Annotated in this window: 20 protein-coding genes; 18 read left to right on the top strand and 2 right to left on the bottom strand. The window is 67.4% G+C overall.

Annotated features, from left to right (window positions below):
- The 16 genes from CHC02_RS12530 (at position 1) to CHC02_RS12455 (ending at position 19,143) form a co-directional block, all read left to right on the top strand.
- The gene (locus CHC02_RS12530) at positions 1-3,531 is read left to right on the top strand and encodes a glycosyltransferase (protein ID WP_089391788.1); all 3,531 of its coding nucleotides are present in this window, start codon (positions 1-3) and stop codon (positions 3,529-3,531) included.
- A gap of 227 nt (positions 3,532-3,758) precedes the next feature.
- Positions 3,759-4,877, top strand: a complete 1,119-nt coding sequence (locus tag CHC02_RS12525; protein ID WP_009620862.1) for a flagellin N-terminal helical domain-containing protein — start codon at positions 3,759-3,761, stop codon at positions 4,875-4,877.
- Positions 4,878-4,953: 76 nt separating this feature from the next.
- A complete protein-coding gene (locus tag CHC02_RS12520; RefSeq protein WP_167364761.1) occupies positions 4,954-5,325 on the top strand; it encodes a flagellar protein FlaG in 372 nt (123 codons plus the stop codon).
- 75 nt (positions 5,326-5,400) lie between these two features.
- Positions 5,401-6,813 carry a flagellar filament capping protein FliD gene (fliD, locus tag CHC02_RS12515; RefSeq protein WP_089391786.1) on the top strand — a complete coding sequence of 471 codons (1,413 nt, stop codon included), beginning with the start codon at positions 5,401-5,403 and terminating at the stop codon, positions 6,811-6,813.
- Positions 6,814-6,937: 124 nt separating this feature from the next.
- Positions 6,938-7,318, top strand: a complete 381-nt coding sequence (fliS, locus tag CHC02_RS12510) for a flagellar export chaperone FliS (protein ID WP_009620865.1) — start codon at positions 6,938-6,940, stop codon at positions 7,316-7,318.
- 26 nt (positions 7,319-7,344) lie between these two features.
- Entirely contained in the window at positions 7,345-7,641 is a 297-nt protein-coding gene (gene fliT / locus CHC02_RS12505; RefSeq protein WP_089391785.1) for a flagellar protein FliT, read from the top strand.
- Positions 7,642-7,862: 221 nt separating this feature from the next.
- Positions 7,863-9,338 carry a sigma-54 dependent transcriptional regulator gene (locus tag CHC02_RS12500; RefSeq protein ID WP_089391784.1) on the top strand — a complete coding sequence of 492 codons (1,476 nt, stop codon included), beginning with the start codon at positions 7,863-7,865 and terminating at the stop codon, positions 9,336-9,338.
- Positions 9,339-9,457: 119 nt separating this feature from the next.
- Positions 9,458-10,666, top strand: coding sequence for a sensor histidine kinase (locus CHC02_RS12495; RefSeq protein ID WP_371921110.1), 1,209 nt, complete (start codon positions 9,458-9,460; stop codon positions 10,664-10,666).
- A 4-nt stretch (positions 10,667-10,670) separates the two neighbouring features.
- Positions 10,671-12,086 carry a sigma-54-dependent response regulator transcription factor FleR gene (gene fleR, locus CHC02_RS12490; protein ID WP_089391783.1) on the top strand — a complete coding sequence of 472 codons (1,416 nt, stop codon included), beginning with the start codon at positions 10,671-10,673 and terminating at the stop codon, positions 12,084-12,086.
- 586 nt (positions 12,087-12,672) lie between these two features.
- The gene (gene fliE / locus CHC02_RS12485) at positions 12,673-13,008 is read left to right on the top strand and encodes a flagellar hook-basal body complex protein FliE (protein WP_089391782.1); all 336 of its coding nucleotides are present in this window, start codon (positions 12,673-12,675) and stop codon (positions 13,006-13,008) included.
- 23 nt (positions 13,009-13,031) lie between these two features.
- Positions 13,032-14,822, top strand: a complete 1,791-nt coding sequence (gene fliF / locus CHC02_RS12480) for a flagellar basal-body MS-ring/collar protein FliF (RefSeq protein WP_089391781.1) — start codon at positions 13,032-13,034, stop codon at positions 14,820-14,822.
- Between the two features lie 6 nt (positions 14,823-14,828).
- The gene (gene fliG, locus CHC02_RS12475; RefSeq protein WP_089391780.1) at positions 14,829-15,845 is read left to right on the top strand and encodes a flagellar motor switch protein FliG; all 1,017 of its coding nucleotides are present in this window, start codon (positions 14,829-14,831) and stop codon (positions 15,843-15,845) included.
- Positions 15,846-16,628, top strand: a complete 783-nt coding sequence (gene fliH, locus CHC02_RS12470) for a flagellar assembly protein FliH (protein WP_089391779.1) — start codon at positions 15,846-15,848, stop codon at positions 16,626-16,628. It begins immediately after the preceding gene.
- A complete protein-coding gene (gene fliI / locus CHC02_RS12465; protein ID WP_043319354.1) occupies positions 16,618-17,973 on the top strand; it encodes a flagellar protein export ATPase FliI in 1,356 nt (451 codons plus the stop codon). The genes fliH and fliI overlap by 11 nt, the downstream gene beginning before the upstream one ends.
- A 32-nt stretch (positions 17,974-18,005) precedes the next feature.
- Entirely contained in the window at positions 18,006-18,449 is a 444-nt protein-coding gene (gene fliJ / locus CHC02_RS12460; protein WP_089391778.1) for a flagellar export protein FliJ, read from the top strand.
- 49 nt (positions 18,450-18,498) lie between these two features.
- Complete coding sequence (locus CHC02_RS12455) at positions 18,499-19,143, top strand: DUF1345 domain-containing protein (protein WP_089391777.1); 645 nt, start codon at positions 18,499-18,501, stop codon at positions 19,141-19,143.
- A 6-nt stretch (positions 19,144-19,149) separates the two neighbouring features.
- On the opposite strand, the gene CHC02_RS12450 is transcribed toward CHC02_RS12455, so the two are convergent.
- Positions 19,150-20,604, bottom strand: a complete 1,455-nt coding sequence (locus CHC02_RS12450) for a TrkH family potassium uptake protein (protein ID WP_089391776.1) — start codon at positions 20,602-20,604, stop codon at positions 19,150-19,152.
- Positions 20,605-20,756: 152 nt separating this feature from the next.
- Between CHC02_RS12450 and CHC02_RS12445 the strand changes: the two genes are divergently transcribed.
- The gene (locus tag CHC02_RS12445) at positions 20,757-21,134 is read left to right on the top strand and encodes a YkgJ family cysteine cluster protein (protein ID WP_089391775.1); all 378 of its coding nucleotides are present in this window, start codon (positions 20,757-20,759) and stop codon (positions 21,132-21,134) included.
- Positions 21,135-21,538: 404 nt separating this feature from the next.
- The gene (locus CHC02_RS12440; protein ID WP_089391774.1) at positions 21,539-22,099 is read left to right on the top strand and encodes a nitroreductase family protein; all 561 of its coding nucleotides are present in this window, start codon (positions 21,539-21,541) and stop codon (positions 22,097-22,099) included.
- Here the strand turns inward: CHC02_RS12440 and CHC02_RS12435 are convergent.
- Entirely contained in the window at positions 22,080-22,559 is a 480-nt protein-coding gene (locus CHC02_RS12435; RefSeq protein ID WP_089391773.1) for a hypothetical protein, read from the bottom strand. The two genes, CHC02_RS12440 and CHC02_RS12435, sit on opposite strands and share 20 nt — an antisense overlap.

Raw genomic sequence — 22,559 nt, 5'->3', positions numbered from 1 at the left:
ATGGTGAACCAACCAAACGACATTAACCCGCTGGTCAGCGTTGTGATGCCGGCCTACAAGGCGGCCTACCTCAAGGAGGCCCTGCAGAGCCTGCAGGACCAGACCTATCGCCCGCTGGAGCTGGTGGTCTGCGATGACTGCCGGACGGACGAAGTGCGGCAGGTCGTGGACGAATACCGCGGCATTCTCGATTTTCCTGTGCACTATTCATACAACGAGACACGTCTGCACGAATCGAAGAACCTGGCCAAGTGCGTCAGCCTCGCCAGCGGCGAATACCTGAAGTTCCTGTATGACGACGATGCGTTGCACCCGGAGTGTGTCGAGCGCATGGTCGGCGCCATGCGCGAGCGGCCAGGGGTTGCACTGGTCAGTTCGCGGCGGCGGCGCATCGACGAACAGGGACGGCAGTTGCCGGACATCCTGGCCACCGCATTGCCGTTCGTGGAGGATGCGCTGGTCGATGGCATCGGCCTGACGTCGTTCCTGGCCGAACACACGGTGAACTTCATCGGTGAGCCCAGCACCGTGTTGTGCCGACGGGAGGCGGTGGCTGCGTTCGGTGAGCAGGTCATGGCGCTCAATGGCGTACCCATCCGCTGGGTGGGCGATCTGGCGCTCTATGTCAAGCTACTGCAAAAGGGCGATCTGGCGTTCCTGTCCGCCCCCCTGGTGGACTTCCGCGTCTCCCGCGAGCAGTTCAGCCAGCTCGGCCGCGACAAGCCGGGCATCGGCGACAAGGGGCACCAGGACTTCCGCCAGGCCGTGCGCGACCTGGGCTGGTATATCGAGGACGGCGACCAATTGGTCGATGTCTCGCCGCTGCATCGGCAGCAGGCGCCCGAGCGCGTCGACCTGCTCGCCGCCCTGCGCCGGGCCCATGCCCTGGGCGAGATGATCGAGCGCTTCGACGAGTGGATGGAGGCCCGCAAGCCGAGCCCGGTGCAGAAACGCCTGATCGATGAGCACCTGCAGGCCAACGGCATGGGCGTGCACATCGAGGTGCTGCTGCCGGTGGGTGAGGATGCCGCGGCGCTGCAGGCAACGCTCGACAGCTTGGAGGCGGCCGCCGGGCTCTACCCGAATGTCAGTGTGACGCTGCTGGCCGACCAGCCTCCGCAAGTGGACAGTGGGCTTCGCCTGCGGCACCAGCCACTGGATGCCGATGGCCTTGGCGTGGCGCTCAATGCCGCGCTGCACAGCAGCACGGCGGACTGGGTTCTGCTGGCTGATGCCGGCGACGTCTTCACCGCCTCCGGCTTGATGATCGCCGGCCTCGAGCTGATGACGGCGGCGGGGTGCCGTGCGGTCTCCACCGACCTGGTGATGCGTGGCGAGGACGGTTCCCAGGGACCGGCGCTGCGCCCGGACTTCAACCTCGACCTGCTGATCAGCTTCCCCACCTCCCAGGCGCGCCATTGCCTGTTCAACCGCGAGGCCATCCTCGAGATGGACGGTTTCGACGGGGAGTATCCCCAGGCCCTGGAGCTGGACCTGCTGCTGCGCCTGGTGGAGCAGGGCGGCCTCGATGGCCTGGCGCACCTGTCCGAGCCGCTGCTGTCGACCGCTGCGCCGAGCCTGCAGGCCAACCCCGACGAGGAGCGCACCCTGCAGCGCCATCTCGCCGCGCGTGGCTACGGACAGGCGCGGGTGCAGAGCCATCTGCCGGGGCGCTACCACATCGACTACGGTCATGCGGCACAGCCGCCGGTGTCCGTCCTCATCGTCCTGCGCGACCAGCTCGCCGCCGTGCAGCGCTGCGTGATGAGCCTCCTAGAGCACACGGCCTACCCCAACTACGAAATCCTGCTGGTGGACAACGCCAGCGAGAACCCGGCCACCCGCCAGTGGCTGGAGGGCGTCGAGCAGATGGCCGCCGAGCGCGTCCGTGTGCTGCGCTCGGGCGAGCCGCTGGCCGACGCGCGGCTGAAGAACCTGGCCGCCGCCCACGCGCGTGGCGACTACCTGTTGTTGCTACGTCCGGAGGCCGCGGTCTTCCAGGGCGACTGGCTGGGCGAACTGGTCAACCAGGCGCAGCGTCCGGAGGTCGGTATCGTCGGCGCGCGCACCGTCGACGGCGAGGGCCGCATCACCCACGCCGGGCTGGTGCTGGGCCTGCGCGGCATCGCCGGGCACGCCTTCATCGGCGAAGACATGAACGCCACCGGCTACATGAACCGCCTGCAGGTGGCACAGAACTACAGTGCGGTCTCCGATGGCTGCCTGATGATCCGCAAGGCACTGTTCGACGAACTGGGTGGCCTGGACGAGGGCGACTTCGCCGAGCGTGGCGCCGATATCGACCTCTGCCTGCGCACCGGTGCCTCCGGCTACCTGATCGTCTGGACGCCCCACGCGACCCTGTTGCACAACCAGGCCCTGGAGGCCGAGCCGACGGAACTGCAGGACGCCTTCTACGCCCGCTGGCTGCCACGTCTGGCCCGTGACCCCGCATACAACCCGAACTTCTCCCTGGTCCGCGCCCGTGGCGGCTTCGTCCTCACCGACACCCAACTGACCTTCCGGCCCCTGGCCTGGCAACCGCTGCCGACGGTACTGGCGCATTTTGCCGACACCTTCGGTTGCGGCCACTACCGGGTCATCCAGCCGTTCCTGGCGCAGCGCGAGCAGGGGTTGATCGAGGGCGTGGTGACCCACGGCCTGCTGCACGTCGCCGACCTGGAGCGCTTCTCCCCGGACGTGGTGCTGCTGCAGCGCCAGATCGGCGACGAGCGCCTGGACGCCATGCGCCGCATGAAGGCCTTCTCCCGTGCCTTCAAGGTCTACGAGCTCGACGACTACCTGCCGAACCTGCCGTTGAAGAACCAGCACCGCGAGCACATGCCCAAGGACATTCTCCGCTCCCTGCGCCGCGGCCTGGGCTACGTAGACCGCTTCGTGGTTTCCACCGAGGCGCTGGCCGAGGCCTTCTCCGACCTGCATCCGGATATCCGTGTCGCCTATAACCGCCTGGCTCCCGGCTGGTGGGGCGGCCTGCAGCCGAGCCAGCGGCTGCGTTCGGCGAAGCCGCGGGTCGGTTGGGCGGGTGGCGTCAGCCACACCGGTGACCTCGAACTGATCGCCGACGTGGTCAAGGAGCTGGCCAACGAGGTCGAGTGGGTCTTCTTCGGCATGTGCCCGGAGCGGATCCGCCCGTACGTGCACGAGTTCCACCCGGGCCTGCCGATACACCTGTATCCGGCCAAGCTCGCCAGCCTGGACCTGGACCTTGCCCTGGCGCCGCTGGAAGACAACCTGTTCAACCAGTGCAAGAGCAACCTGCGCCTGCTGGAGTACGGCGCCTGCGGCTTCCCGGTGGTGTGCAGCGACAACCGGGCCTATGCCGGCGACCTGCCGGCCACCCGGGTGAAGAACCGTTTCCGCGACTGGGTGGAGGCGATCCGCATGCACCTGGACGACCTCGAGGCCACCGCCCGCATGGGCGACAGCCTGCGCGAGAAGGTGCGCAGCGATTGGATGCTGCAGGGCGACAACCTGCAGGCCTGGCATCGCGCCTGGCAGCCGGACTGAGTGCCCGGGTACCGCTGCCTGAATGCTGAAAGCCCCGCCGAGCGGGGCTTTCAGCATTTTCCTGGGGCAAGATGCAAGAGGGGCTTGAAAAAAAATCGAAAATCGCCCTAAAGCAAAATCCGCCACGGACGATAACCCTAACGAAGGTTCTCCAGGCCATACCGGGCGGCACTAGCCAAGGGCCAGGAACCAACTGAAAGCAGTCGCCTATCCACGAGGATCTCGTCATGGCCCTTACCGTAAATACCAACATCTCTTCGCTGACCGTTCAGAAGAACCTGAACAACGCCTCGAAAAACCTGAACACTGCCATGACCCGGCTCTCCACCGGCCTGCGCATCAACAGCGCCAAGGACGACGCCGCCGGTCTGCAGATCTCCAACCGCCTGAGCAGCCAGATCAACGGCCTGAACAAGGCAGTGGACAACGCCAACGACGCCATCTCCATCGCCCAGACCGCTGAAGGCGCCCTGCAGGAATCCACCAACATCCTGCAACGCATGCGTGTCCTGGCCGTGCAGTCCGCCAACGGCTCCAACAGCGAAGACGACCGCACCTCGCTGAACCAGGAGTTCAAGTCGCTGACCGCCGAACTGACCCGTATCTCCGAAACCACCACCTTCGGTGGCGGCAGCACCGCGGTGACCCTGCTCAACGGCAAGGCCGGCACCAACGGCACCATGACCTTCCAGGTCGGCGCCAACGCCAACGAAACCGTCAGCTTCACCCTGAACGACATGAGCGCCAAGGCCCTGAACGGCAGCTACACCCTGGCCAGCGGCACCATCGCGGTCACCGGCGTCAACGACACCACCACCGCCGCTACCTCGGGCAGCATCACCGTCAACGGTGTCGAAGTCGACTACGCCAAGGGCGCCAGCCTCAACGACATCGTCGCCTCGATCAACACCAACGTCAGCGGCATCACCGCGGTCGCCAGCGGCGGCAGCATCAAGGTCACCTCGCAGGACGACATCACCGTCACCGCGGGCGGCACCCTGACCGGCGGCACCGCCACCGTGGCTTCCGGCCAGACCGTGCAGTCGCTGAACATCGGCACCGCCGACAAGGCCCAGGCCGCGATCCAGGTGATCGACGATGCCCTGAAGCAGATCGATACCCAGCGCTCGGCCCTGGGTGCGGTGCAGAACCGTCTGGACAGCACCATCTCCAACCTGCAGAACATCGCGGAGAACGCCACCTCGGCACGCAGTACGATCCAGGATGCCGACTTCGCCGCGGAAACGGCGGAGATGACCAAGCAGCAGACCCTGCAGTCGGCAGCCACCGCTGTACTGGCCCAGGCCAACCAGCTGCCCTCTGCCGTACTCAAGCTGCTGCAGTAAGGTCATCGGCGGTTGATACGAAGGAAGGGCGCACTGCGCCCTTCCTGCATTTGTCCAGAACAATGAGGAGTCGATGATGAGCGTGACTTTCTCTACGATCGGACTGGGAGCCCCCGCCAGGGCGAACCAGGCCCAGGCGGCCACGCCCATCGCGGCCGGCGGCAAAACCGCTGCCGTCGACGGCAAGGGCTCGCCGTCCACCGGCAGTACCCAGGCTGCGCCGGACAAGGCTACCCTGGATCGTGCGCTGGACAGCCTGCGCAGCAATGCCCAGGTCATCCACCGCAACCTGGAGTTCTCGGTCGACCAGGAGTCGGGCATCACCGTGGTCAAGGTGGTGGACAGCACCAGTGGCGACGTGATCCGGCAGATTCCTTCGGAAGTCGCGGTGAAGCTGGCGGAGAGCATCAAGGAAGCCGGCAACCTGTTGTTCCGGGAGCAGGCCTAGAAAGCTGGCCTGCTTCTTGCTCGAAGGCTCTGGCACGAGCAATTGCGTCAAGAAACCGTTTAAAGGAGCGCGGCAATGACTACGATCAGTTCTTCCTCGTCGGGCAGCATCGCCTCTACCGGCCTGGGGTCCGGCCTGGACATCGACTCGATCGTCAGCGCCCTGGTGAAGGCACAGACCAGTGCCAAGCAGACGCAGATCACCAACCTCACCAAGTCGAGCACCACCCAGCTGTCCGCCGTGGGCTCGCTCAAGAGCGCGCTATCGACCTTCCAGCTGGCCGTGGCGACGCTCAACACCGCCGACTCCTTCTCCGGGCTCAAGGCCACTTCGTCGGACGAGACGAAGGCGACTGCCACCGCCAGCGCTTCGGCTACCGCCGGTACCTACACCCTTGAGGTCGACAAGCTGGCAACCGCCTCCAAGGTGGCCAGCCAGTACGTCGGCAGCTCCGACAAGTTCGGCGCCGGTCGTCTTACCCTCAGCCAGGGCGGCAGCAACTATTACGTGACGGTTTCCGCTGGCGATTCGTTGTCGACCATCCGCGACAACATCAACAAGCTCAGTTCCACCAGCGGCATCTCCGCCAACATCGTCACCGACTCCAGCGGCTCGCGCCTGGTGCTCAGCTCCACCACCACCGGCGCCGGCACCGACATCAGCGTCAAGAGTTCGGGCGACAGCACCCTGGGCAAGCTGGCGATCGACGGTACCGCGGCCTATGGCAGCTCCACTGGCGGCTATCTGGTTCAGGCCGGCGATGCCGAGTTCAAGCTCGACGGCCTGTCGATGACCAGTTCCAGCAATACCCTGGACAAGGCCGTCAGCGGCGTGACCTTCAACCTGCTGGCGACCGGCAGTTCCACCGTGACGGTGGCGACCAATACCGACGACCTGACCGCCAACATCCAGAAGTTCGTCGACGCCTACAACACGATGGTCAAGTCGATCTCCAGCCTGACCGACATCACCACCACGACCAACGAGGACGGTACCACCAGTACCAGTGCGGGGCCGTTGTCCAGCGATGCCACCACCCGCACTCTGCTCAACAACCTGCGTAACGAGTTCGTCAACCTGTCCAGCGGTAGCGGTACCCTGCAGGTGCTGTCGCAGCTCGGCATCACCAGCCAGAAGGACGGCACCCTGAGCGTCGACAGCAGCAAGCTGAGCAAGGGGCTGGAAACCTATGCGGGCAACATCCAGAGCTTCTTCACCGGCAGCGACGGCTTCCTCAAGCGCATGTACAACGCCGTCGACAGCTATGCCAAGACCAATGGCATCCTCGACCAGCAGACCGACTCGATCAACGCCACCATCAGCAGCCTGAAGAAGCAGCAGACCGACCTGGACGACCGCACCGCCAAGCTGACCGACATCCTGTACGCCAAGTACAACGCCATGGACAGCCTGGTCGCCCAGCTCAACGCCACCAGCAGCAGCGTGATGACCACGCTGAACGCGCTGAACAAGAGCTCCGACGACTGATGCCGGCGGCGCTCGGCCGCCCGGCAGCGGCCGAGGTAGATGCAATTCGCGATTAAAGTCTGGCGCCGCCGCGCCGATACCCTGGACATCGGATATGAAACCTTCCACACCAGGGGATCTCGAAATGAATGCGATGGCAGCGCTTCGCCAATACCAGAACGTGGGTGTCCAGGCACAGCTCCACGAGGCGAGTCCGCACCGCTTGATCCAGATGCTCATGGAAGGCGGCCTGAGCCGCATCGCCCAGGCCCGCGGCGCCATGCAGCGCGGCCAGATGGCGGAGAAGGGCCAACTGATCGGCAAGGCCGTGGCCATCATCGGCGGCCTGCGCGACGGGCTGAACCTCGAAGCCGGCGGCGACTATGCCGAGCGCCTGAACGCCCTGTACATCTACATGGGCCGCCGCCTGCTTGAGGCCAACCGGCAGAACGACGAACATATGCTCGACGAAGTGGCCAACCTGCTTCGCAGCATCAAGGAAGGCTGGGACGGTATCCCGCAGTAATACCGCCCCACCAGGAGACACGAAGCATGACCCTCGCCGTCGAGCGTATCGAACGAACCCGCACCGCCCTGGGAACCGCCCTGGCGGAGCAGGACTGGGAAGCCATCGCCCGGCTGGACCTGGAGTGCCGCCAGCACGTGGATGCCGCCATGCACGAGCCGCTGGACGACGACAGCGAGCTCAAGCGCAGCCTCGAAGGGCTGCTCGTGCTGTACCGCGAACTGGTCCAGGAAGTCACCCGCCAGCGCCAGGGCGTGGCCGAGGAGATCATCCGCGTCAATCGGTCGCACAAGGGCGCCAAGGTCTATCAGCTTTTCGGCTGAGCCCCGCGGGTCGCCCGTTCGGCGCGACCCCCCGTTTCCGGCATTGCCGCCGTTCGTTCCAGCAGGTAACTTCTTCCGTCGGAAACAACGAATAAATCACGCCATAAATTTGACTCCTGCCACAATTTTGACTTTACTTGGTGGCTAAATGATGGCGGCCTGTTTCCGCCCCTCTCCGTTGCCGTTCGCCGGCCCACATGCCTTCGGAAGACAAGAGCAATATGTGGCGTGAAACCAAGATTCTGCTGATTGACGACGACCTGGAGCGTTGCCGCGAACTCTCCACCATCCTCAACTTCCTCGGCGAGGACCAGTTGTCCTGCCGCAGCCGCGACTGGCGCCTGGCGGTGGACGACCTGCCCAACGGCAGCCGCGGCGTGCTCTGCGTGCTGCTCGGCAGCGTCGAGCACAAGGCTGGCGCCCTGGAACTGCTCAAGCAGCTCGCGGCCTGGGACGAATACCTGCCGGTGCTGCTGATCGGCGAACCGGCGCCCAACGACTGGCCGGAAGAGCTGCGCCGCCGCGTGCTGGCCAGCCTGGAGATGCCGCCCAGCTACAACAAGCTGCTCGATTCCCTGCACCGCGCCCAGGTTTACCGCGAGATGTACGACCAGGCCCGCGAGCGCGGCCGCCAGCGCGAGCCCAACCTGTTCCGCAGCCTGGTCGGCACCAGCCGCGCCATCCAGCAGGTGCGGCAGATGATGCAGCAGGTCGCCGACACCGACGCCAGCGTGCTCATCCTTGGCGAGTCGGGCACCGGCAAGGAAGTGGTGGCGCGCAACCTGCACTACCACTCCAAGCGCCGCGACGCGCCCTTCGTGCCGGTGAACTGCGGGGCGATCCCCGCCGAGCTGCTGGAAAGCGAACTGTTCGGCCACGAGAAGGGCGCCTTCACCGGCGCCATCACCAGCCGCGCCGGGCGCTTCGAGCTGGCCAACGGCGGCACCCTGTTCCTCGACGAGATCGGCGACATGCCGCTGCCGATGCAGGTCAAGCTGCTGCGCGTGCTGCAGGAGCGCACCTTCGAGCGCGTGGGCAGCAACAAGACGCAGAACGTCGACGTGCGCATCATCGCCGCCACCCACAAGAACCTCGAGAAGATGATCGAGGACGGCGGCTTCCGCGAAGACCTGTACTACCGCCTCAACGTCTTCCCCATCGAGATGGCGCCGCTGCGCGAGCGGGTGGAAGACATCCCGCTCTTGATGAACGAACTCATTTCGCGCATGGAGCACGAGAAGCGCGGCTCCATCCGCTTCAACTCCGCCGCCATCATGTCGCTGTGCCGCCACGACTGGCCGGGCAACGTGCGCGAACTGGCCAACCTGGTCGAGCGCCTGGCGATCATGCACCCCTACGGGGTGATCGGCGTCGGCGAGCTGCCGAAGAAATTCCGCCACGTCGACGACGAGGACGAGCAACTCGCCAGCAGCCTGCGCGAGGAACTGGAAGAGCGCGCCGCCATCACCGCCGGGCTGCCGGGCCTGGACTCGCCGGCGATGCTGCCGGCCGAGGGCATCGACCTCAAGGACTACCTGGCCAACCTCGAGCAGGGGCTGATCCAGCAGGCCCTGGACGACGCCAACGGCGTGGTCGCCCGCGCCGCCGAGCGCCTGCGCATCCGCCGCACCACCCTGGTGGAGAAGATGCGCAAGTACGGGATGAGCCGTCGCGAGGAGGAAGTGGCGGAGGATTGACGCCACTTGCCTTGGGCTTTTTGCAAGTGCCTGAAAATAAAGGACTAATTTTTAGGCACGCAGATTGCTAAGACTCTGCCAGCCGACGCTTTCACGACGTCGGATGGAAGAGAGACAGCATGATGCCAGCCGTACCCCAGCAGCCCCAGCCGGACTCCAGCGAACACCTGGAGGAGAACGGCCGCGCCGGCCTCGACCAGGCCTTCGCCCTGTTCAACCAGATGTCCACCCAGCTGAACCAGTCGTACAGCATGCTGGAGGCGCGGGTCAGCGAACTGAAGGGACAGCTGGCCCTGGTCAGCGCCCAGCGCATGCAGGAGCTGGCGGAGAAGGAACGCCTGGCCAACCGCCTGCAGAGCCTGCTGGACCTGCTGCCCGGCGGCGTCATCGTCATCGACGGCCAGGGCGTGGTGCGCGAAGCCAACCCGGCGGCCCGCGGCCTGCTCGGCCAGCCCCTGGTGGGCATGCTGTGGCGCCAGGTCATCGCCCGCTGCTTCGCGCCGCGCAAGGACGACGGCCACGAGATTTCCCTGCGCGACGGGCGCCGCCTGTCCATCGCCACCCGCTCGCTGAACGGCGAGCCCGGGCAACTGGTGCTGCTCAACGACCTCACCGAGACCCGCCGCCTGCAGGACCAGTTGGCCCGCCACGAGCGACTCTCGGCCCTGGGCCGGATGGTCGCCTCCCTGGCCCACCAGATCCGCACGCCGCTGTCCGCGGCCATGCTCTATGCCGGACACCTGAGCGAGCAGGCGCTGCCGCTGGAACAGCAGCAACGCTTCGCCGGGCGCCTCAAGGAGCGCCTGCAGGAGCTGGAGAACCAGGTACGCGACATGCTGGTGTTCGCCCGGGGCGAGCTGCCGCTGCCGGACCGCCTGAGCCCGGCGGAACTCTTCGCCAGCCTGCGCGCCGCCGCCGAGGCCCACGTCGCCGGCCTGCAGCTGCGCTGGCAGTGCGACGTGCGCGGCGGCGAACTGCTGTGCAACCGCGACACCCTGGTCGGCAGCGTCCTCAACCTGCTGCACAACGCCATCCAGGCCGGCGGCCAGGACGTGCGCCTGAAAGTCCACCTCTACGCCCGCGGCGACAGCCTGCGCCTGGCCATCAGCGACAGCGGCCCGGGCATGGACGCCGCCACCCTGGCGCGCCTTGGCGAGCCCTTCTTCACCACCAAGACCACCGGTACCGGCCTCGGCCTGGCGGTGGTCAAGGCCGTGGCCAAGGCGCACCACGGTGAACTGCGCCTGCACTCGCGCCCGGGCCGCGGCACCTGCGCCAGCCTGGTCCTGCCGCTGATCGCGGCGCCCGTCCGTGAACACAAGGAATAACCCCATGCCCGCCCGAATCCTGCTCGTCGAAGACGACCGCGCCCTGCGCGAAGCCCTCTCCGATACCCTGCTGATCGGCGGCTGCGAGTTCACCGCCGTGGACAGCGCCGAGGCGGCCCTGGTCGCCCTGCAGCGCGAGGCCTTCGGCCTGGTGGTGAGCGACGTCAACATGCCCGGCATGGACGGTCACCAGCTGCTCGGCCTGATCCGCGCCCGCTACCCGCAACTGCCGGTACTGCTGATGACCGCCTTCGGCGCCGTCGAGCGTGCCGTCGACGCCATGCGCCAGGGCGCCGCCGACTACCTGGTGAAACCCTTCGAACCCAAGGTGCTGCTGGAACTGGTGGCCCGCCACGCCCAGGGCCAGGTACCTGTCGCCGAAGGCGAGGGCCCGGTGGCCGTGGAACCGGCCAGCCGCCAGTTGCTGGAGCTGGCCGCACGGGTGGCGCGCAGCGATTCCACCGTGCTGATCTCCGGCGAGTCCGGCACCGGCAAGGAGGTGCTGGCGCGCTACATCCACCAGCAGTCGCCGCGCGCCAACAAGCCCTTCATCGCCATCAACTGCGCGGCCATTCCCGACAACATGCTCGAGGCCACCCTGTTCGGCCACGAGAAGGGCGCCTTCACCGGCGCCATCGCCGCGCAGCCGGGCAAGTTCGAGCTGGCCGACGGCGGCACCATCCTGCTCGACGAGATTTCCGAAATGCCCCTGGCGCTGCAGGCCAAGCTGCTACGCGTGCTGCAGGAGCGCGAGGTGGAGCGCGTGGGCGCACGCAAGCCGATCGAGCTGGATATCCGCGTGCTGGCCACCACCAACCGCGACCTGCTCGGCGAGGTGGCGGCGGGGCGCTTCCGCGAGGACCTGTACTATCGCCTGTCGGTCTTCCCCCTGGCCTGGCGCGCCCTGCGCGAGCGCCCGGCGGACATCCTGCCGCTGGCCGAGCGCCTGCTGGCCAAGTACGTGAAGAAGATGAACCTGGGCACGCTGAGCCTGGCCGCCGACGCCCGTGACGCCTTGCTGACGCACCCCTGGCCGGGCAACGTGCGCGAGCTGGACAATGCGATCCAGCGCGCGCTGATCCTGCAGCAGGGCGGCCAGGTCCGCGCCCTGGACCTGTGCCTGAACGCCCCCATCGGCATGGCGCCCGCAGCACCCGTGATCCCCCTGGTGCAGCCCGCCCCCGTGGCGGCCGCCAGCAGCGCCGGAATTCCGACAGCGGCGGCGGACACCGCCGGCGGCCTGGGCGAAGACCTGCGCCGCCGCGAGTTCCAGATGATCATCGACACCCTGCGCAGCGAACGCGGCCGCCGCAAGGAAGCCGCCGAACGCCTGGGCATCAGCCCGCGCACCCTGCGCTACAAGCTGGCGCAGATGCGCGATGCGGGGATGGATGTGGAGGCCTACTTGTACGCCAGCTGACGCTGGGGCTGTAAGCGGCAAGCCATAAGCTGCAAGCAAGAGCGAAAGCCTGGTTCCATGCCGTAATGCTGTTCATTCAAGCGACGACCTGGTTCGGCGAAGGCGGGAACGTAGGGCGATGCGGGGATGGATGTGGAGGCCTACTTGTACGCCAGCTGACGCTGGGGCTGTAAGCGGCAAGCCATAAGCTGCAAGCAAGAGCGAAAGCCTGGTTCCATGCCGTAATGCTGTTCATTCAAGCGACGACCTGGTTCGGCGAAGGCGGGAACGTAGGGCGGATAACCGTTCGCGGTTATCCGCCGTTGCCGGAGACGCCGATGCCCGTGAACGATGGCGGATAACACCGTAGGCGTTATGCGCCCTGCGGAGCTGCGTTCCATATGAAAATGCCGTTTCTCTCATGGAGAGAAACGGCATTTTTCTTAAGTGAACAGCATTAGGTTCCATGCTGGGCTTTTTGCTTTTTGCCTGCCGCTTACAGCTTGTAGCTTGTCGCTGCCCCAAACCTGGCACCCTTGTTGCAATCCCCTATGCCAAAGCGCCGCGGCGTCAAAAAAGCCACGGCCCGTAGTCAGAGGGAAAGCAAATGAGTCAGGGTATCGAGTTCAACCGCCTGCTGCTGGAAATGCGCTCCATGCAGATGGACGCCATGGCCAAGGCCAAGCCGGCCGCCTCGGCGCCGGCTGCCGTGGAGGGCGCGCCGAGCTTCTCGGACATGCTCGGCCAGGCGGTGAACAAGGTGAACTCCACCCAGCAGGCCGCCACTGCGCTGGCCAATGCCTTCGAGGTGGGCCAGAGCAACGTCGACCTGACCGACGTGATGATCGCTTCGCAGAAGGCCAGCGTGTCCTTCCAGGCCATGACCCAGGTGCGCAACAAACTGGTCCAGGCCTACCAGGACATCATGCAGATGCCCATCTGAACCACGGGGTAGGTAGATAGTTCATGGCCGAAGCCACTGTAGACAACCAGGTCCCCGCCAAAGCCGGCGCAGCCGAAATGCTGAAGAAGCCGCTGATGGGCCTGCAGTTCCTCGAGAACCTCGCCGAGATGCCGGTGCTGCGCCAGGTCGGCCTGCTGGTCGGGCTGGCGGCGAGCATCGCCATCGGCTTCGGCATGGTGCTGTGGTCGCAGCAGCCGGACTACAAGCCGCTGTACGGCAGCCTCAACGGCGTCGATGCCAACAAGGTGATCGAGACGCTGAACGCCGCCGACATCGGCTACAAGGTCGACCCCAATTCCGGCGCCCTGCTGGTCAAGGCCGACGACCTTGGCCGCGCCCGCATCAAGGTGGCCGGCGCCGGCCTCACGCCCACCGACAGCAACGTCGGCTTCGAGATCCTCGACAAGGAACAGGCCCTGGGCACCAGCCAGTTCATGGAAGCGACCAACTACCGTCGCGGCCTAGAAGGCGAGCTGGCGCGCACCATCTCCAGCCTGAACAACGTCAAGGGCGCGCGCGTGCACCTGGCCATCCCGAAGAGCTCGGTGTTCGTCCGCGACGAGCGCAAGCCCACCGCCTCGGTGCTGGTCGAGCTGTACCCGGGGCGCAGCCTGGAACCCAGCCAGGTGCTGGCTATCGTCAACCTGGTGGCCACCAGCGTGCCGGAACTGGACAAGTCCCAGGTCACCGTGGTCGACCAGAAGGGCAACCTGCTCTCCGACCAGCAGGAGCTTTCCGAACTGACCATGGCCGGCAAGCAGTTCGACTACAGCCGGCGCATGGAAGGCATGTTCACCCAGCGCGTGCACAGCATCCTGCAGCCGGTGCTGGGCGATGGCCGCTACAAGGCCGAGGTGTCCGCCGACGTCGACTTCAGCGCCGTGGAATCCACCGCCGAGTCCTACAACCCGGACCAGCCGGCCCTGCGCAGCGAGCAGGTGAACAACGAGGAGCGCCAGAGTAGCGGTGGCCCGCAGGGCGTGCCGGGGGCGCTGTCTAACCAGCCGCCGGGCCCGGCCAGCGCGCCGCAGCAGACCGGCAAGAGCGCCGGCGCCGATTTCGTCGCCCCGGGCCAGCCGCTGAAGGACGCCAACGGCCAGACCATCATCGACCCGAAGACCGGCCGTCCGGTGCTGGCGCCGTACCCCACCGACAAGCGCGAGCAGAACACCCGCAACTACGAGCTGGACCGCTCCATCAGCTACACCAAGCAGCAGCAGGGCCGCCTGCGCCGGCTTTCCGTCGCCGTGGTGCTGGACGACCACATGGTCGCCGACCCCAAGACCGGCGAGGTCAGCCACAAGCCCTGGAGCGCCGACGAACTGGCGCGCTTCACCCGCCTGGTGCAGGACGCGGTGGGCTACGACGCCAGCCGTGGCGACAGCGTCAGCGTGATCAACGCGCCCTTCGCCCCGGAGCAGAACCTGGAGATCGCCTCGCCGCCGTTCTACTCGCAGCCCTGGTTCTGGGACATCGTCAAGCAGGTGCTGGGCATCGTCTTCATCCTGGTGCTGGTGTTCGGCGTGCTGCGCCCGGTGCTGAACAACCTCGCCGGCAACAAGAGCAAGGCCCTGGTGGCCGGCGCCGGCGGCGACATGGCCCTGGGCGAGATGGCCGGCCTGGACGGCGAACTGGCCGAGGACCGCGTCAGCCTGGGCGGCCCGCCGAGCATCCTGTTGCCCAGCCCCAGCGAGGGGTACGATGCGCAGCTGAACGCGATCAAGAGCCTGGTGGCTCAGGACCCGGGCCGCGTGGCCCAGGTAGTGAAGGATTGGATCAACTCCGATGAGTGATGCGGTATGAGCGAGACCCGGTTGAACGCCAAACTGACCAAGGTCGACAAGGCCGCCATTCTCCTGCTGTCCCTCGGCGAGACCGACGCGGCGCAGGTGCTGCGGCACATGGGCCCGAAGGAAGTGCAGAGGGTCGGTGTGGCCATGGCGCAGATGCGCAACGTGCACCGCGAGCAGGTCGAGCAGGTGATGAGCGAGTTCGTCGAGGTGGTCGGCGACCAGACCAGCCTGGGCGTCGGCGCCGACGGCTACATCCGCAAGATGCTCACCCAGGCCCTGGGCGAGGACAAGGCCAACAACCTCATCGACCGCATCCTGCTGGGCGGCAACACCAGCGGCCTGGACAGCCTGAAGTGGATGGAGCCGCGCGCCGTGGCCGACGTCATCCGCTACGAGCACCCGCAGATCCAGGCCATCGTCGTCGCCTACCTGGACCCGGACCAGGCCGCCGAGGTGCTCAGCCACTTCGATCACAAGGTGCGCCTGGACATCGTCCTGCGCGTGTCCTCGCTGAACACCGTGCAGCCCTCGGCGCTGAAGGAACTCAACCTGATCCTCGAGAAGCAGTTCGCCGGCAACGCCAACTCCACCCGCACCACCATGGGCGGGGTGAAGCGTGCGGCGGACATCATGAACTACCTCGACAGCTCGGTGGAGGGTGCCCTGATGGACGCCATCCGTGACGTGGACGAAGACCTCTCCGGGCAGATCGAGGACCTCATGTTCGTCTTCGACAACCTCGCCGACGTCGACGACCGCGGCATCCAGGCGCTGCTGCGCGAGGTGTCCTCGGACGTGCTGGTGCTGGCCCTCAAGGGCTCGGACGAGGGCATCCGCGAGAAGATCTTCCGCAACATGTCCAAGCGTGCCGCCGAACTGCTGCGCGACGACCTGGAGGCCCGCGGCCCGGTGCGCGTCAGCGAAGTGGAGGGCGCGCAGAAGGAAATCCTCACCATCGCCCGGCGCATGGCCGAGTCCGGGGAGATCGTCCTCGGCGGCAAGGGTGGCGAGGAGATGATCTAAGTGAGCGGCCCCGCGAAATCCAAGGAAGAACACGATGGCCTGATCCGCGCGCGCGACGTCGCCGGCTTCGACCGCTGGGCGCTGCCCAGCTTCGACCCGGTGGTGGAGCGGCCGCCGGAGCCCGAGCCGGAGCCGGAAGAGCCGGCAACCCCGGCGGTGGAGGAAGTCCCCGTCGAGGAAGTCAAACCGCTGACGCTCGAGGAACTGGAGGCGATCCGCCAGGACGCCTACAACGAAGGTTTCGCCACCGGCGAGAAGGACGGCTTCCACGCCGGCCAGCTCAAGGCCCGGCAGGAGGCCGAGGCGGCGCTGCAGGAGCGCCTGGCCGGCCTGGAGACGCTGATGGGCCAGCTGTTCGAGCCCATCGCCGAGCAGGACCTGCTGATCGAGCAGATGCTGGTCAGGCTGGTCGGCCAGGTGGCGCACCAGGTCATCCAGCGCGAGCTGGAGGGCGACTCCAGCCAGCTGCGCCAGGTGCTGCGCGAGGCGCTCAAGCAACTGCCGATGGGCAGCGAGAACGTGCGCATCCACGTCAACCCGCAGGACTTCGAACTGGTCAAGGCGCTGCGCGACCGCCACGAGGAAAGCTGGCGCATCCTCGAGGACGAGCAACTGCTGCCCGGCGGCTGCCGCATCGAGACCGAGCATTCGCGCATCGACGCCAGCATCGAGACGCGCCTGGCGCAGATCACCAAGCAGCTCTTCGAACAGCAGCGCGAGCAGGCCACCCACGCGCTGGAGCCGGACCTGCACATCGACCTGGACAAGCCCGATGCGCCTTGACCGGGTGAGTTTCGCCAAGCGCCTGGAGGGCTACCTGGACGCCGCCAAACTGCCGGCGCAGCCGGTGGTGGAAGGCCGCCTGCTGCGCATGGTCGGCCTGACCCTGGAGGCCGAGGGCCTGCAGGCGGCGGTGGGCAGCCGTTGCATGGTGATCAACGACAGCGGCTACCACTCGGTGCAGGTGGAAGCCGAGGTCATGGGTTTCTCCGGCAGCAAGATCTTCCTCATGCCGGTCGGCAGCCTGGCCGGCATCGCCCCCGGCGCCCGCGTGGTGCCGCTGCCCGACAGCGGCCGCCTGCCCATGGGCATGTCCATGCTCGGCCGGGTGCTCGACGGCGTCGGCCGCGCCCTGGACGGCAAGGGCGGCATGCGCGCCGAGGACTGGGTGCCCATGGACGGCCCGACCATCAACCCGCTCAAGCGCGAGCCGATCCACGAACCCATGGACGTCGGCATCCGCTCGATCAACTCGCTGCTCACCGTCGGCCGCGGCCAGCGCCTGGGCCTGTTCGCCGGCACCGGCGTGGGCAAGTCGGTGCTGCTGGGCATGATGACCAAGTACACCAAGGCCGACATCATCGTGGTCGGGCTGATCGGCGAACGGGGCCGCGAGGTGAAGGAATTCATCGAGCACATCCTCGGCGAAGAGGGCCTCAAGCGCTCGGTGGTGGTGGCCTCGCCCGCCGACGACGCGCCGCTGATGCGCCTGCGCGCGGCCATGTACTGCACGCGCATCGCCGAATACTTCCGCGACAAGGGCAAGAACGTCCTGTTGCTGATGGACTCGCTGACGCGCTTCGCCCAGGCCCAGCGCGAGATCGCCCTGGCCATCGGCGAGCCGCCGGCGACCAAGGGCTACCCGCCGTCGGTGTTCGCCAGGCTGCCGCGCCTGGTGGAGCGTGCCGGCAACGGCGAGAAGGGCGGCGGCTCCATCACCGCCTTCTACACCGTGCTCAGCGAGGGCGATGACCAGCAGGACCCGATCGCCGACTCCGCCCGCGGCGTGCTCGACGGCCACTTCGTGCTGTCGCGCCGGCTGGCCGAGGAAGGCCATTACCCGGCCATCGACATCGAGGCCTCGATCAGCCGGGTGATGCCCCAGGTGGTCAGCCCCGAGCAACTGCAGCACGCCCAGCGCTTCAAGCAGCTGTGGTCGCGCTACCAGCAGAGCCGCGACCTGATCAGCGTCGGCGCCTACGTCGCCGGCGGCGACGCCGAGACCGACCTGGCCATCCAGCGCTTCCCGGTGATGCGCCAGTTCCTCCGCCAGGGCCTGAACGAAAGCCAGAGCCTGGAGGACAGCGCCCAGCTGCTGGACGCCGTGCTGTCCGGCAAGGCCGGTTGAGTGCGCGGTACCATGCCTGAGGTCCGCTTGCCATGAACCGCCGCGCCGACCGCCTGGCCCCGGTGGTGGAGATGGCCCTGAAGGCCGAGCGCGAGGCCGCGCGCCAACTGGGCGTGGCCCAGGGCCAGTTGCTCCAGGCGCAGCGCAAGCTGGCCGAGCTGGAGCGCTTCCGCGCCGACTACCAGCAGCAGTGGATCGACCGCGGCCGCCAGGGCGTCAGCGGCCAGTGGCTGCTGGACTACCAGCGCTTCCTGGCGCAATTGGAAACCGCCGTGGAACAGCAGAACCGCAGCCTGGCCTGGCACCAGGACGTGGTGGAGAAGGCGCGCGCCACCTGGGCCGAGAAGTACGCGCGCCTGGAAGGCCTGCGCAAGCTGGTGGAGCGCTACCGCGAAGAGGCGCGGCTGCTGGCCGACAAGCAGGAACAGAAGCAGCTCGACGAGTTCGCCCAGCGCCTGCGGCCGCCGCCCTACTGAACCGCGGGCGCCATGCTAGGCTGCAGCCAGCTGAGCCCGGAGCCCCCGCATGCCTCTGAAATCCACCCTGCTACGCACCCACCCGCGGCTGATCGTCGCCATCCTCTGTGGCGTGCTGGCGGCCCTGGCCTGCGTCGGGCTGACGCCGCTGATGCGCGTCCTGGTCGGCTGGAATGCCTGCGCCTGGCTGTACGTGGCGCTGATCGCCCTGCTGGCGCACGGCGCCACGGCGGAGCAGGTGCGCGGGCTGGCCGACATCGAGGACGAGAACGCCGAGGCCGTGCTGATGCTGGTCAGCGCCGCGGCCATCGCCAGCCTGGTGGCGATCGTCTTCGAACTGGCCGGCGCCCGCGACCTGCAGGGCGGCGAGAAGCTGCTGCGCTACGCCTTCACCGGCAGCACGGTGCTGGGTTCCTGGTTCCTCATCGGCACCATCTTCGCCATGCACTATGCGCGCATGTACTACACGGCCGCGCAGCCGCCGCTGCAGTTCCCCGACCGCGAGCGGCAGCCGGACTACTGGGACTTCGCCTACTTCTCCTTCACCCTCAGCGTCGCCGTGCAGACCTCGGACGTGGCCATCGCCTCGCCAGGGCTGCGCCGGGTGGCCCTGGCCCAGTCGATCATCTGCTTCCTGTACAACACGGCGATCCTCGGCCTGAGCATCAACATCGCCGCCGGCATCGTCGGCTGACGGGCCTCAGTGGCGCCAGAAGGCCGGGGTGAACAGCACCAGCACGGTGAGGATCTCCAGGCGCCCGGCGAGCATGCCGGCGCACAGCAGCCACTTGGCGGCGTCCGGCAGGGACGAGAAGTTGCCCGAGGGGCCGATCACCGGGCCCATGCCCGGGCCGACGCCGGAGACGGTGCTGGCGGCGCCGGTCAGCGCGGTCATCCAGTCCAGGCCGAGGAAGGTCAGGGCCAGGCCCAGGCCGCCGACGGTGGCGCCGAAGAAGAACGAGAAGGTCAGGATCGAACGCACGATCTCCTCGTCCAGGCGGTGCCCGTTGTAGCTCTGGCGCAGCACCGCGCGCGGGTGGATGAGCTGGTACAGGCTGGCCTTGAGCAGGATGTAGGCGACCTGGAAGCGGAAGATCTTCAGGCCGCCGGCGGTGGAGCCGGAGCAGCCGCCGATGAAGCCCAGGTAGAAGAACACCATGATCGAGAAGTGGCCCCACAGGCTGTAGTCGCCCAGGGCGAAGCCGGTGGTGGTGACCACCGAGGTGACGTTCACCGCGACGATGCGCAAGGCGTCCTGCCAGGACAGGTCGGAATTGAAGGCGTACCAGGTGCCCATCACCAGCCAGGTGAACACCAGCAGGCCGATGAAGCCGTGCACCTGGCTGTCCTTGAGCAGCGCCTTGCGGTGGCCGCGCAGGGTGGCGACGTAGAGGGCGAAGGGCAGGCTGCCGAGGATCATCACCACCACCGCCACCCAGTGCACCGCCGGCTGGTGCCACTTGGCCAGGGACTGGTCGGAGGTGGAGAAACCGCCGGTGGAGATCGCCGACATGGCGTGGTTCAGCGCGTCGAACAGGCCCATGCCGGCCCACCACAGGCCCAGGGTGCCGAGGATGGTGATGCCGACGTACACCGCGACTATGTACTTGGCGACCATGTGCGAGCGCGGCATGACCTTGTCGCTGCGGTCCGAGGATTCGGTCTGGAACAGGCGCATGCCGCCGATGCGCAGCATCGGCAGGATCGCCACCGCCATGCCGATGAAGCCGATGCCGCCCAGCCAGTGCAGCATCGAGCGCCAGATGAGGATGCCCGGCGACATGTTGTCCAGCCCGGAAAGCACCGTCGAGCCGGTGGCGGTGATGCCCGACATGCTCTCGAAGAAGGCGTCGGTGACGCTCATGTGGCGGGCGATGATGAAGGGCAGGGCGGAGAAGAAGCAGACGATCACCCAGCTGGAGACCGTGAGCATGTACATGTCCCGCGGGCGCAGGTGGGCCTGCTCCGGCCGGCCCGGCAGGACCAGCCCCAGGCCCGCGCTGAAGGTGATCAGGCTCGACCAGATGTAGGGCGAGAGCTCCTGCGGGCGGTGGTAGTAGAGCAGGGTGGCCATGGGCACCAGCATGGCCACCGCCAGGGTGATGAGGAACAGGCCGATGATGTATCCGAGGGTGCGTAGTGTCGGCAGCGCCATGAAGCGGACTCGATGGACATGAACCCTCCATTGTACCTGCCCTCGGCGCGATGCGCAGCGCGCCGGAGGGCTCTTCACAACGGCGGCGGAATCGCTAGAATCCTGCGCAGCCCGCCGGCGCTCGCCGGTTTCTTCTGGTGCATTCGCACATCATGTCCATCGACAATCCGTGTTTGAACTGTGGCGCCTGCTGCGCGCATTTCCGTGTGTCCTTCTACTGGGGCGAGTGCCGTTCCGCCGGCGGCAGCGTGCCCGACGAACTGGTGGTGCAGGTCAGCCCGCACCACGCCGCCATGCGTGGCACCGAGGCCAGGCCGGTGCGCTGCGTGGGGTTGCTCGGCGAGGTCGGCTGCGGCGTGCGCTGCACGGTCTACGAGCACCGCTCCAGCACCTGCCGCGAATTCGAGGCCTCCTGGCTCGACGGCCAGCACAACCCCAACTGCGACGCGGCCCGGGCGGCCTACGGCCTGCCGCCGCTGATGCCACCCCTGCAGCCGATCGTCACGCCGTCGCCGGAGCGGGTGGCTTGACGATGGGCGCATCGCTGGACTCCCTGTAGGAGCGAGCTTGCTCGCGAACGGCGCTTGCCGGCGACTCCCGTGTTTCAGATTGACTCCGCTCCCTCTCCCCAGCCCTCTCCCTGAAGGGAGAGGGGGTTTGTCCGTGCCGAGAGAAGGAATGGTTTCAGCCGGAGGCCTTCGGAATTGCCGGCTGACTCAGGACTGCCAAAACGCACCGAACGGTCCCCTCTCCCTTCAGGGAGAGGGTTAGGGAGAGGGCGCTCTCAGGACGAACACCAGCGTTCGCCGATGAGCCCCCTTCGCGAGCAAGCTCGCTCCTACACGGATACGCAGCACCCTGATCGCACCTCAGCAGACAGATGAGAAGCCTTTGCGATTACAATGGCCGTCCTTGTGTGTACAGGAGGTAGCCCATGGAGGCCTACGAAGCGCTGGTCAACCGTGTATCCCATGCCCGCCTGGGCGAGCCGGCACCCAGCGCCGGACAGCTCGAGCGGCTGTTCCGCGTCGCCCTGCGCGCGCCGGACCATGGGCAACTGCGCCCGTGGCGCTTCCTCACGGTGGAAGGCGAGGCACGCCAGCAACTGGGTGAACTGTTCGCCCGCGCGCTGAGCGCCGAGCAACCCGGCGCCAGCCCCGAGGCGCTGGCCAAGGCCCGCGCCATGCCGCTGCGCGCGCCGACCCTGGTGGTGGCCATCGCGCGCCTGCAGGAGCACCCCAAGGTGCCGGAGATCGAGCAGATGCTGGCCGCCGGCTGTGCCGCCTACGGCATCGTCCAGGCGGCGTTCGTCGAGGGGCTGGGGGCCATGTGGCGCACCGGCGCCATGGCTTTCGACCCGCTGGTGCGGCAGGGCCTGGGCCTGGCGGCCAACGAGCGGATCGTCGGTTTCATCTACCTGGGCACGCCCATGGGTGAGCTGCGCCAGCCGGCGCCGCTGGACCCGGCGGCCTTCGTCAGCGCCTGGCGGGGCTGAGCGGCAGGCTCAGGCGGACTTTCCAGCGCGCCCCGCCGGCACGCCAGAGCAGCCGGCCGCCCTGCCAGGCGGCCAACCGCTGGGCGGCGCGCAGGGCCCGGGGCAGCCAGCGCCGGGCCTGTGCGTCGGTGCCGCCGAGGTCCAGGCGCAGCAGGCCGCGCTCCAGGCGCGGTTCCAGCACGATGGCGGCGTCCTGCTGCCATTCCACCGCGGTGTCCAGCACTTCATCCAGGGCTTCGTGCAGCGCCTGCGGCCAACTGTGCAACGGCCAGGTGCCGCCGCGCGGCAGGCTCAGGCGCAGTTCCGGCCAGCGGCGCCGCCAGCGCTGCGCCAGCAGGCCCAGCTCCACCGCCAGCACCAGGCTCTGCGGCTCGTCCCGCGGGCGCTCCCGCGGCAGGCTGGCGGCCGCCGGCGGCAGGGCCGGGCTGGGGGAGGGCAGGTATTCGGCGGCAAGGCTCAT

Source organism: Pseudomonas delhiensis (assembly GCF_900187975.1).
In the GTDB taxonomy this organism is placed as follows: domain Bacteria; phylum Pseudomonadota; class Gammaproteobacteria; order Pseudomonadales; family Pseudomonadaceae; genus Pseudomonas; species Pseudomonas delhiensis.
Note: the sequence above shows the minus strand (reverse complement) of the source record. Positions and strands in the feature narration are given on the sequence as shown.